The organism is Streptomyces aidingensis, assembly GCF_900112355.1.
In the GTDB taxonomy this organism is placed as follows: Bacteria; Actinomycetota; Actinomycetes; order Streptomycetales; family Streptomycetaceae; genus Streptomyces; species Streptomyces aidingensis.
Genome location: NZ_FOLM01000035.1, coordinates 1 through 11,040 on the forward strand (window position 1 = coordinate 1; position 11,040 = coordinate 11,040).

Here is an 11,040-nt window from a genome sequence, read left to right on the forward strand (position 1 = left end):
GAGATCATCATCTGCGACGAACCCGTCTCCGCACTCGACGTATCCGTCCAGGCCCAGGTCATCAACCTGATGGAACGCCTCCAGGACGAGTTCGGCCTCTCCTACGTCTTCATCGCGCACGACCTGTCCGTCGTCCGCCACATCTCGGACCGGGTGGCCGTCATGTACCTCGGCCGGATCGTCGAGACCGGCAGCCATCAGGAGATCTACGACCATCCCACCCACCCCTACACCCAGGCACTGATGTCCGCCGTGCCGGTCCCCGACCCCGAGGGCCGCGACCGTCGCGAGCGGATCATCCTGCACGGCGATGTGCCCTCCCCGGCCGACCCGCCGTCCGGCTGCCGCTTCCGCACCCGCTGCTGGAAGGCCACCGACCGCTGCGCCACCGAGACCCCGCTGCTGGCCGTCCCCGCCCCCCTCACCGGCACCCCGGGGGCCCACCCCTCCGCCTGCCACTTCGCCGAAGAACGCACCCCCATCGCCGCCTGAGCAGCCCCGCGCCCGGCCCCTTCCCCCTCGGGCCGGGCGCGGCCCTCGGCATCCCGGGGAACCGCCCTGGAGCCGACGCCGTACTGCAGACTCAGACGGCGAGAACCGGCACGTCATACCGGGGAATGTGCTGGTCGCGCGTGACAAGCGTCAGACCCTCGGTCTGCGCCTGGGCGACCAGCAAGCGATCGAACGGATCACGGTGATGATGCGGCAGCCGTCCAGCGCGGACTCCGTGACCAGCGGTGATGGGCAGAGACCGGAACTGACAGTCCCGAACCCGCTCGGGCAGGTCGTCAGGGCCTTTCAGCTTTCCCAGCGACTGCTTGATGGCCACTTCCCAGGGCGATACGGCGCTGACGCATACGCCCGGCTCGGTGTCCAGAAGGATCTTCGTCTCCTCGGACAGCTCTGGCGAGTCGCTCAACCACCAGAGCACCACGTGGGTATCCAGCAGCAACCTCATCAGCGCACCCCGAAAGCGTCTGCCAGATCGTCGGGAAGATCGTCAAAGTCCTCCATGATCTCGATCTGCCCGCTGAGCGAGCCCCGGCCGGTCCTGCGCACGGTACGCCGGAGCGGCACCACCTTGGCCACCGGCTCGCCCGCCTTGCTGATGATGATCTCCTCGCCGGTGGCAACCTGCTCCAGTATCCGGGAGAAATGAGTCTTGGCCTCATGCACGTTGTACTGCCGGGCTGCTTCCATCATGAGCCTCGCAGGGTCGGACACCAGGGTGGACTAAGTGCTGGACCAAGTCTACCCGGCGCGAACCGGAACCGCGCTGCCCGGCGACTGCCGCCCCCCGCTCATCGGCGGTCCCTGGCCGGCTCGTCCGGTTCGGCGAAGATGCGATGCAGCAGCTCCTGCTCCGGGACGCTGCGCAGCGCGCGGATGCGGCCGTCCCGCACCGCGTCCGGCAGCGTGTCCTCCGGCGGGGCCGCCTGCGCACCGATCTCCGGTAGTTTCCCGGGCATCTGTCGGGTGTCCTTCATGAGGTCGTCGCCCCTCCCTCGTCCGTGCCCGGAGGCTCCGGAGCGGGATGGTGACGCCCGTGCTCGCTGACGCACTTCACCAAACTGATGAATCTCTACGCGGTCCCGAGGCGGAGCGGGAGGAGCTCGCCCAGCTCCACGCCGCGACCCGTCAGCGCAGGCAGCCCTGGTGGGCAGAGTACAGCGACGTCACTGACTGATGGAGAAGCGGGATCTGTACGCGATCGACCCCGTCACGCTGACCTGGCAGAAGAGCAGCCTGACGGCCAACGCCGGCGAATGCTTCGAGCTGGCCCCCTGCCGGGCGGCGGGGTCGCCGTCCGGGACTCCAAGAACCCGGAACGCCCCCATCTCTGCTTCACCGCCGCTGAGTGGGCCGCTTTCAAGGGCGGAGTATCCCTCGGCGACTTCGACGATCTGTGAAGACGAGGCGAAGGACCCGCTACAGCGTGTACTCCTGGGTGCCGGTGTGTCCGGTGCCGGGTTTGATGGAGATCTCGAAGGCCAGCGGCTCCTCGTCGCTGTCGTACACCACGTGCCGGACTTCGGAGACGGTCGCCTGGGCGGGGAGCCCGAGTGCCCTGCTCTCCTCCGGGGCCGCTTCCCGTGCCGACCACAGGTCCCGCGCGCGCTGCGGACGGCGGCCGGTCTTGAGTTCGATGTAGCGGGTGGTGCCCTCCCGGATGCGCTCGCGCTGCGCGAGCCTCGGGCACAGCTCCAGCACCGACGCCGGGAACCAGGAGGCGGAGAGGGAGGCCGGCCGGCCGTCCCGCAGCGTCAGCCGCTGCCGCCAGACCACCCGGGCGCCCGTCTCCAGACCGAGTGCGTCGGCGACATCCACGGGCGCCGACACAACCTCGGCATGACGGATCTCCGCCCGCTCGCCCTCGGCATACGCCTTCCCCGTCTCCCGCGCCCGCCGGTACCGCTCACCGGCGGTCCCCGCCGGTGTGTCGTTTCCCTCGTCCGCATGCGCCATCACGGCCACCCCAGCCTGCTGCGTGCCTCCCGGGAAGAGTTCCCCGGGCGGCCCGGGTGATGCCCCTGCGCACAGACGGGTGCCCGGCGCCTTCAGCCGGTGGTCGCCGCCCACCGGGCCAGGACCAGATGGCCTCCGGTGCCGGTCCAGTGGGTGCGGGAGGCGTTCGGGACCGGGGCGGTGTCCGGCGGCGGGGCGCCCAGGCCGAGCAGCACCCGGTGGACCGAGACGATCACCGCGTCATGGGTGATGAGCAGAACGTCGCGGCCCTGGGCGGCCGTGCCCAGCTCGGTGAGGAAGTTGCGCACCCGCAGCGAGACATCGGCGAAGGACTCGCCGCCCGGCGGGCGGTAGAACCAGTCCCCCGGCCGGGCCCGGGGATCGCGGGCGCGCAGCGCGGACGGGGTGAGCAGCGAGTAGCGGCCGAGATCCCGGTCGCGCAGCCGCTCGTCGGTGAGGAGCGGCGGGAGCGAGGCGCCCAGCCGCCCGGCGGCGGCCGACATGGCCCCCCAGGTCTGCCGGGTGCGCAGAAAGGGCGAGGCCAGCACCAGATCCGGCACCGGCGAGGAGGCCAGCAGGCGGCCGAGCGCCTCGGACTGGGTGACGCCGAGCGGGGTCAGGGGGACCTCGGGATCGGTGAGGTCCGGCGGCAGGGGACTGTCAGTGGCGAAGGCTACGTTGGCTGTGGACTGGCCGTGGCGGACGGCGGTCAGCCCGGCCAGCGGGCAGCGGAAGGGCAAGGGCGGCGGCGGGGAATTCGGCGAGGTCATGGCCATTGTCCAGGGGTGATACGGGGACCGTTACGGAACTCTACGACGGCGGCCCGCGCGGCGGGCCGGACAGTACCGTCGGGGAACCGGCCGGGGGGCCGGCCGACGGGGGAGAGGCGGGCGGGCGTCCGCCGGAAGCGGGGGAGACAGCGATGGTCTGGGACGACTGAGAGCGACGACCGAGGGCTGAGGCGAAGCGGCGGCGGACGGCCGGAGAACGGCGCGGGACGCCGCTGTCACGGACCGGGCACGAGGGCTGCCGCTGTGGAAGGGCGAACTGTACGCTGACCGATGGCTCTGCCGTCACCGGTGCTCCAGTTCTCCTCCACGGCGTGTCCGTAATACGGGGGGAGCTGTGCGCGTCGGGGAGGTGAAGGCACCGGCAGAGGGGGAGGGGTGACATGGCGTCCGTGCAGTCGGCGCTCCGGCCGGCCGACGACCTGTTTCTGCGGCTCGGACCGTCCCGCAGGTGGTATCTGGTGGCGGTCGCCCTGTGGGTGGGCGCGTTCCTGCTGCTTTTCGTCTACGGCTACGGCGAGAAGAACCGCATGGACGAGGCGGCGGCCGGATTCGACCGCGCCGACGAGGGCGGCACGCTGAAATTCCGGGTGGGCGCCGAGGAGGCCGGCACCTGGGTCTTCTGGCTGGAGACCGAGCCGGGCACGGAACGGCTGCCGCTGGTGCAGGCGATGCTCGACCAGGGCCGCCCGCGCCCGGTGCTGGTGACGGTCAACGACGAGCGGGGCGCGGACGTGCCGGTCACCATGTCCACGGCCTTCGAGCACCGCACCGCCACCGGCCTCGGCCGGCGGGACGGCTGGGCGGTGGGCGAGGCGGAACTCGCCCCCGGCGTCTACCGGGTGACGCTCTCCGAGTACGACGGCTTCTCCGGCGGCGGGGCGGCCGTGGCCGGCCTGGCGGCGGCCCCGGCCCCGGCCGCGGTTCCGCCCTGGCCGCTGGCCGCAAGCGCGGGCGCGGCCCTGCTCGGCCTGGTGACGGCGCTGGTGACGGTGCGCAGCAGAAAGCGGGCCACGGAACGCGCGGCGGCGGGGCAGTGAACCGCCGGCGGCGTGCACGAGGGGAGGACGAGCGACGGTGAGCAATTCCGATCTCAGCATGATGACGGAGAACCAGCTCAATTCCAGGGCGATGCAGGGCGACACCGCCGCCGTGCACGCGCTGTTCGACCGGCAGCAGACGCGCGAGCACGAGGAGCGGATGGCGGCGGCCGGCAGCCGCCGCCCGGGCTCCTCGGGCGGGCTCGACATGCAGCTGCTGTGGAATCTGTTCCTGCTGGCGCTGCCGGTGCTGGCGCTGGTCGCGGTGATCCGGGGCCTGGCCCAGGGCACCGAGTGGCTGGCCGAGCAGTCGGTGCTGTCGCCGCTGTTCCCGGCGCCCGGGGACTCCCCGGCCCGCTATCTGCTCTCCGTGCTCACCCTGCTGCTGATCATCCCGGGCAGCCTGACCCTGCTGGCGGCCCGGCTGGGTTCCACCCGGCTGCGCGTCCCGGCCCGGCTGGTCCTGATCCCGGCCGCCGCCCTGCTGGTCCCGGTGATCCTCTTCATCACCCAGTCCACCACCACCGCCGATCTGGTGAGGCTGCCCGGATGAGCGCGCTGGAGGACTTCCTCACGACCGCGACGGTGGCGCTGCGCCGCCCGCGCATCCTGGCCACCGTGGCCCTGGCGGCGGGCGGCGGGCTGCTGGTGGTGCTGGGCTCGCTGCTGCCGTGGATCGGCGGGCCGGACGCCGGACAGGTGGTGTACGGGGCGAGTGAGGCGGGGCTCGGCTCCCGGGCCGGGCTGTCCGGCGGCGACGGCCTGCTCACCCTGGCCGCCGGCCTGGCCGCGCTGCCCGCCGCGCTGTGGTACCTGTCCGGGCGGGCCGCCCGCCGCAGCCGCGCGGTGCTGCTGGGCGCGGGCGGGCTGGCCGGCGCCTGGGCGCTGCTGCATCTGACCGAGACCGGTGAGATTCCCGGGCCGGACGGCGCCACGCTGGACATCTCCCCGGGCGGTGGCCTGTATCTGCTGCTGGCCGGTGCGCTCGCGGTGCTGGCCGGCGGGGCGCTGGCGCCCGCGAACCGGCTGTGGGATCTGATCGCGCTGCGCGGCCGGGTGGTGCGGCTGTGGGAGCGCGGCTGGGGCTTCGAGGCGGCCGAGTTGCAGCAGAAGCTGTTGCGCCGGATGCGCCGCACGCCCGGCCTGGAAGGCCGGGTGACGGTGATCGAGACGCTGCATCTGGCCGGTCTGTATGTGGACTGCGGGCTGCCGCAGCGCGGGGCGGAGCTGGTCCACCGCGTGCTGGCGGACGCTCCGGCGGTGCTGGCGGACGACGCCGAGGGGCTGGCCGAGGCCCAGGCGCTGGCGGGCGAGACGCTGGCCCTGGCGCAGTCGGTTTCCCAGCGGCAGGCCGGCGCGGTGCCGATGGGACCGGGCGGCCCGATGGGCGCCCCGATGCCGACGCCGATGCCCATGCCGCAGCAGCCGGGACCGTATCCGCAGCCGGGGCCGTATCCGCCGCAGGGATTCGGGCCGCCGCCGCCCCGGTACTGAGCGGGCGGGCGAGGGCCGGGAGCCGGGACCGCGAGGGCGCCGTGGTCCCCCGTCCGGGCGATCCGGGCTGCGGCAGTTGATCGTACTTGTTGCTGAGATGCGTGTCGTGGGCCGCGGCCGGGCCGGGCGGCGTTCCGATGGGGTGCGGACAACCCTGCCCGTCCCAGCCCGAGGAGGCTCTCGATGCGCGGAGGCACGCGCCTGGCCACGGCCGTCGCCGGCCTGGTGGCACTGGCCCTGGCCGCCACCGCTTGCGGTGGCGACGACGGAGGCGGCGGGGGCGCCGGAGCCGGCGGCGAGCTGGTGCGGGCGTCCTGGGGCGAGCCGCAGCACCCGCTGGAGCCCGCCAACACCAACGAGGTGCAGGGCGGCAAGGTCCTCGACATGATCTTCCGGGGGCTGAAGCGCTACAACCCCGACACCGCCGAGGCCGAGAACGCCATGGCGGAGTCCATCGAGACCGAGGACCAGCAGAACTTCACCATCACCATCGAGGACGGCTGGACCTTCCAGGACGGCACCCCGGTCACCGCGCAGTCCTATGTCGACGCCTGGAACTACGGCGCGCACATCGACAACGCGCAGATCGGCTCCTACTTCTTCGAGTTCATCGACGGCTATGACGATGTGCATCCGGCCGAGGAGGGCCGGCAGCCGACCGCCGACACCATGAGCGGCCTGGAGGTGGTGGACGACACGACCTTCACGGTGCGGCTGCGGGAGCCCTTCTCGCTCTGGCCCGAAACCCTCGGCTACGCCGCCTACGCCCCGCTGCCGCAGTCGTTCTTCGACAACCACGACGCCTGGCTGGAGAAGCCCGTCGGCAACGGCCCCTATCTGATCGACTCCTATCAGCCGAGCCGCTCCATGACCCTGGTGCCGTACGAGGACTTCGCGGGCGACGACGCGGCGCAGAACGACGGCGTGGAGCTGATCGTCTACACCGACAACAGCACCGCCTACACCGATCTCCAGGCCGGCAATCTGGACGTGGCCGACGACATTCCGGCCGCCCAGCTCCGCAATGCCGAGCAGGATCTGGACGGCCGCTTCATCAACCAGCCGGCCGGCATCATCCAGACCGTCTCCTTCCCGCTCTACCAGGAGGAATGGCAGGGCGAGGAGGCCAGACGGATCCGGCAGGGGCTCTCCCGGGCGATCGACCGGGAGCAGATCACCCGCACCATTTTCAACGACACCCGCACCCCCGCCACCGACTTCACCTCCCCGGTGCTCCAGGAGGCCGGCGGCTACCAGGAGGGCCTGTGCGGGGACGTCTGCGAGTTCGACGCGGACGCCGCCCGGGAGATGATCGAGGACGCCGGCGGCCTGCCCGGCGGCTCGGTCACCCTCACCTCCAACGTCGACACCGGCTCGCACCGGGAGTGGATGGACGCGGCCTGCAACAGCATCAACAACGTGCTCGGCGACACCGACGCCTGCGTCGTCAACCCCGTGCCCACCTTCGCCGACTTCCGCAACCAGGTCACCAACGACCGGATGACGGGCATGTTCCGCACCGGCTGGCAGATGGACTATCCGCTGATCCAGAACTTCCTCCAGCCGATCTACTACTCCACCGGCTCCTCCAACGACTCCGGCTACGACAACCCGGAGTTCGACGCCCTGGTCGACCGGGCCAATGCCGCCGAGTCCGAGGAGGAGGCCGTCGATCTCTTCCAGCAGGCCGAGGAACTGCTGGTGGAGGACATGCCGGCGATTCCCCTGTGGTACCAGAACGGCATCGCGGGCTACTCCGAGCGGGTCGACAACGTCAAGCTCAACCCCTTCTCGGTACCGGTCTTCACCGACATCACGGTCGACTGAACGGCGGCGGGCGGCGGCACCCCGCCGCCCCCGCGCCCCGATCCCGTACCGAACCGGCCTTGAGGGGAGCCGCCCGTGGGGCGTTACATCATCCGGCGCCTGCTCCAGATGATCCCGGTCTTCATCGGCGCCACCTTCCTGATCTTTGTGATGGTGTACGCGCTCGGCGACCCGGTGGGCGCCCTGTTCGGCGACCGTGCCCCGGACCCGGCCACCGCCGCCCGGCTGCGCGCCGAGTTCAACCTCGACAAGCCGCTGTACCAGCAGTACCTGCTCTACATGCGGGACATCTTCACCGGCGACTTCGGCACCGCCTTCAACGGCCGCCCGGTGACGGAGCTGATGGCCGACGCCTTCCCGGTCAGCTTCCGGCTGATGCTGGTGGCCCTGGCCTTCGAGATCGTCTTCGGCATCGTCCTGGGCGTGGTCTCCGGGCTGCGGCGCGGCCGGGCCGTGGACACCACGGTGCTGATGTTCACCCTGGTGGTCATCGCCATCCCCACCTTTGTCCTGGGCACCACCCTGCAGTTCTTCCTGGGCGTCGAGCTGGCCTGGATCGACCCGGCGGTCAGCCCCGACGCCCGGTTCTCCGAACTGATCGTGCCCGGCCTGATCCTGGCCATGGTCTCGCTGGCCTATGTCACCCGGCTGACCCGCACCTCGGTCGTGGAGAATCTGCGCGCCGACTACATCCGCACCGCCGTGGCCAAGGGGCTGCCGCGCCTCCGGGTGACCGTGCGCCATCTGCTGCGCAACTCCCTGATCCCGGTGGTCACCTATCTCGGCGCCGATATCGGCACCCTGATGGCCGGGGCCATCGTCACCGAACGCATCTTCAACATCCAGGGCGTCGGCTACCAGCTCTTCCAGGGCATCGTGCGGCAGAACTCGCCCACCGTGGTGGGCTTTGTCACCGTGCTGGTGCTGATCTTCCTGCTGGCCAATCTGCTGGTCGACCTGGGCTATGCCGTGCTGGACCCGAGGATCCGCTATGCCTGACGAGAGACCGTCCGACGAGTCGCGGGCCCAGGCGGCCCGGCCGCCGCAGCTCGCCCCCGAGGAGCGGGCGCCGCGCGGGCCCAGCCCGTCGATCGACGCCACCGCCGAGCGCGACCCGGACGATGTGCTGGCCGCCCAGGAGAAGTCCGCCGTGGAGGCCCTGGAGGCCACCGGCCGCCCGGAGAGCGCCCGCAGCCTCAGCTCCGACGCCTGGCACGATCTGCGCCGCAACCCGGTCTTTCTGATCTCCGCGCTGCTCATTCTCTTTCTGATCGTGATCGCGATCTGGCCCGGCCTGATCGCCACCCGTGATCCGCTCTACTGCCGGCTGGGCCGTGCCTACGAGGAGCCCTCGGCCGGCCACTGGTTCGGCTTCGACAACCAGGGCTGCGACGTCTACACCCGGACCGTCTACGGGGCGCGGGCCTCGATCGCGGTGGGGGTGTGCGCCACCCTCGGGGTGACCCTGCTGGGTGCGGTGGTCGGCGGACTGGCCGGCTACTTCAGCCGGTTCTGGGATCCGGTGCTCTCCCGCACCACCGACATCTTCTTCGCCATCCCCATGGTGCTCGGCGCGATCGTGTTCCTCTCCATGATCAAGCTCGGCTCCATCTGGCCGGTGGTGCTGGTGATCACCGTGCTGGGCTGGCCGCAGATCGCCCGCATCGCGCGCGGCGCGGTGCTGTCCGCCAAGCAGAACGACTATGTGCACGCGGCCCGGGCGCTGGGCGCGGGGAACACCCGCATCCTGCTGCGGCACATCCTGCCCAACGCCATCGCCCCGGTGATCGTGATGGCCACCATCATGCTCGGCACCTTCATCGTCCTGGAGGCCACGCTCAGCTTCCTCGGCGTCGGCCTCAGACCGCCCACCGTCTCCTGGGGCGTGGACATCTCGGCGGCCTCGGACGGGATGAAGTTCCGCAACGCGCCGCACATCCTGCTCTACCCGGCCGCCGCGCTGAGCCTGACCGTCCTGGCCTTCATCATGATGGGCGACGCGGTGCGCGACGCCCTGGACCCGAAACTGCGCTGAGGAGGCACGTCGCGTGTCGCAGCAGACCGAGCGGGCCGCCGCGCCGCTGCTTCAGGTCAGGGATCTGCGGATCGAGTTCCGCACCCGGGACGGGATCGCCAGGGCCGTCAACGGCGTCAGCTACACCGTCGAGGCCGGGGAGACGCTGGCGGTGCTGGGGGAGTCCGGTTCCGGCAAGTCCGTCACCGCGCAGGCCGTCATGGGCATCCTGGACATGCCGCCCGGCCGGATCACCGGCGGCCGGATCCTGTTCCGGGGCCGTGATCTGCTCGCCATGGCGGAGGAGGAGCGGCGGAAGATCCGCGGCGACAGGATCGCCATGATCTTCCAGGACGCGCTGTCCTCGCTCAACCCGGTGCTGTCGGTCGGCTACCAGCTCGCCGAGATGTTCCGCGTCCACCGCGGGATGTCGCGCGGGGAGGCCAGGGCCCGTGCGGTGGAGCTGATGGACCGGGTCCGTATCCCGGCGGCGCGGGAGCGGGTCAACGACTATCCGCACCAGTTCTCCGGCGGGATGCGGCAGCGGATCATGATCGCGATGGCCCTGGCCCTCGAACCCGACCTGATCATCGCCGACGAGCCCACCACGGCGCTGGATGTCACCGTGCAGGCCCAGGTGATGGACCTGCTGGCGGAGCTCCGGCGGGAGTACCGGATGGGCCTGATCCTGATCACCCACGACCTGGGTGTGGTGGCGGACGTGGCCGACCGGATCGCGGTGATGTACGCGGGCCGGGTCATTGAGAACGCCCCGGTCGCCGACCTCTACGCCTCCCCGGCCCACCCCTACACCAAGGGACTGCTGGACTCCGTGCCCCGCCTGGACCACAAGGGCGGCGAACTGTACGCGATCAAGGGCCTGCCGCCCAGCCTGATGGCCATCCCCTCCGGCTGCCCGTTCCACCCGCGCTGCCCGCAGGCCCAGGACATCTGCCGCACCGACCGGCCGCCGCTGTACCCCGTCGGCCCCGGCCGGACCAGTGCCTGCCACTTCTGGAAGGAGACGCTCGATGCAGCCTCCGCAGCAGACCTCGCCCGCTGACCGGACCACCGGGCCGATCCTGGAAGTGCGCGGTCTGGTCAAGCACTTCCCGCTCACCCAGGGCATTCTCCTCAGGCGCCGGATCGGCGCGGTCAAGGCGGTGGACGGGGTCTCCTTCGACCTCCGCCCGGGGGAGACCCTGGGCATCGTGGGGGAGTCCGGCTGCGGCAAGTCCACCGTGGCCAGGCTGCTGATGTCCCTGGAGACTCCGACCGCGGGCAGCATCCGCTACCGGGGGCAGGACATCACCGGGCTGTCCGGCCGGGCCCTCAAAGCCGTGCGCCGCAATATCCAGATGGTCTTCCAGGACCCCTACACCTCGCTCAACCCCCGGATGACGGTCGGGGA

Annotated in this window: 15 protein-coding genes; 10 read left to right on the plus strand and 5 right to left on the minus strand. The window is 71.3% G+C overall.

Annotated features, from left to right (window positions below; translation table 11 throughout):
• A partial coding sequence (locus BM242_RS28160; RefSeq protein WP_139238489.1) for an oligopeptide/dipeptide ABC transporter ATP-binding protein occupies nt 1–492 on the plus strand: 492 nt, incomplete at its 5' end.
• A 91-nt stretch (nt 493–583) separates the two neighbouring features.
• On the opposite strand, the gene BM242_RS28165 is transcribed toward BM242_RS28160, so the two are convergent.
• The 3 genes from BM242_RS28165 to BM242_RS28175 form a co-directional block, all read right to left on the minus strand.
• A complete protein-coding gene (locus BM242_RS28165) occupies nt 584–958 on the minus strand; it encodes a type II toxin-antitoxin system VapC family toxin (protein ID WP_093841783.1) in 375 nt (124 codons plus the stop codon).
• On the minus strand, nt 958–1,200 hold the full coding sequence (locus BM242_RS28170; protein WP_093841792.1) for a type II toxin-antitoxin system Phd/YefM family antitoxin: 243 nt from the start codon (nt 1,198–1,200) through the stop codon (nt 958–960). The genes BM242_RS28165 and BM242_RS28170 overlap by 1 nt, the downstream gene beginning before the upstream one ends.
• A gap of 101 nt (nt 1,201–1,301) precedes the next feature.
• Complete coding sequence (locus tag BM242_RS28175; protein WP_093841784.1) at nt 1,302–1,487, minus strand: hypothetical protein; 186 nt, start codon at nt 1,485–1,487, stop codon at nt 1,302–1,304.
• Nucleotides 1,488–1,766: 279 nt separating this feature from the next.
• On the opposite strand from BM242_RS28175, the gene BM242_RS31080 reads away from it, so the two are divergent.
• Nucleotides 1,767–1,910 (plus strand): DUF397 domain-containing protein, encoded by a 144-nt coding sequence (locus BM242_RS31080; protein ID WP_342747014.1) that lies wholly within the window; start codon nt 1,767–1,769, stop codon nt 1,908–1,910.
• Between the two features lie 19 nt (nt 1,911–1,929).
• Here BM242_RS31080 and BM242_RS28185 read toward each other — a convergent pair whose 3' ends face one another.
• Together BM242_RS28185 and BM242_RS28190 are read right to left on the minus strand one after the other, a co-directional pair.
• Nucleotides 1,930–2,466, minus strand: a complete 537-nt coding sequence (locus tag BM242_RS28185; RefSeq protein ID WP_139238490.1) for a UTRA domain-containing protein — start codon at nt 2,464–2,466, stop codon at nt 1,930–1,932.
• 92 nt (nt 2,467–2,558) lie between these two features.
• Nucleotides 2,559–3,236, minus strand: coding sequence for a histidine phosphatase family protein (locus tag BM242_RS28190; protein ID WP_093841786.1), 678 nt, complete (start codon nt 3,234–3,236; stop codon nt 2,559–2,561).
• A gap of 401 nt (nt 3,237–3,637) precedes the next feature.
• Between BM242_RS28190 and BM242_RS28195 the strand changes: the two genes are divergently transcribed.
• The 8 genes from BM242_RS28195 to BM242_RS28230 form a co-directional block, all read left to right on the plus strand.
• Nucleotides 3,638–4,294, plus strand: coding sequence for a hypothetical protein (locus tag BM242_RS28195; RefSeq protein WP_093841787.1), 657 nt, complete (start codon nt 3,638–3,640; stop codon nt 4,292–4,294).
• Nucleotides 4,295–4,331: 37 nt separating this feature from the next.
• Nucleotides 4,332–4,847, plus strand: coding sequence for a hypothetical protein (locus tag BM242_RS28200; RefSeq protein ID WP_139238491.1), 516 nt, complete (start codon nt 4,332–4,334; stop codon nt 4,845–4,847).
• Entirely contained in the window at nt 4,844–5,788 is a 945-nt protein-coding gene (locus tag BM242_RS28205) for a hypothetical protein (RefSeq protein WP_093841789.1), read from the plus strand. Before BM242_RS28200 ends, BM242_RS28205 begins: the two co-directional genes overlap by 4 nt.
• Before the next feature lie 183 nt (nt 5,789–5,971).
• Nucleotides 5,972–7,615: a peptide ABC transporter substrate-binding protein gene (locus BM242_RS28210; protein WP_093841790.1), complete on the plus strand. Its 1,644-nt coding sequence runs from the start codon at nt 5,972–5,974 to the stop codon at nt 7,613–7,615.
• A gap of 75 nt (nt 7,616–7,690) precedes the next feature.
• The gene (locus tag BM242_RS28215) at nt 7,691–8,614 is read left to right on the plus strand and encodes an ABC transporter permease (RefSeq protein WP_093841791.1); all 924 of its coding nucleotides are present in this window, start codon (nt 7,691–7,693) and stop codon (nt 8,612–8,614) included.
• Nucleotides 8,607–9,650: an ABC transporter permease gene (locus BM242_RS28220; protein ID WP_245834581.1), complete on the plus strand. Its 1,044-nt coding sequence runs from the start codon at nt 8,607–8,609 to the stop codon at nt 9,648–9,650. The genes BM242_RS28215 and BM242_RS28220 overlap by 8 nt, the downstream gene beginning before the upstream one ends.
• 13 nt (nt 9,651–9,663) lie before the next feature.
• Nucleotides 9,664–10,692 (plus strand): ABC transporter ATP-binding protein, encoded by a 1,029-nt coding sequence (locus tag BM242_RS28225; protein ID WP_175541628.1) that lies wholly within the window; start codon nt 9,664–9,666, stop codon nt 10,690–10,692.
• A partial coding sequence (locus BM242_RS28230; RefSeq protein ID WP_139238492.1) for an ATP-binding cassette domain-containing protein occupies nt 10,661–11,040 on the plus strand: 380 nt, incomplete at its 3' end. The genes BM242_RS28225 and BM242_RS28230, both read left to right, overlap by 32 nt.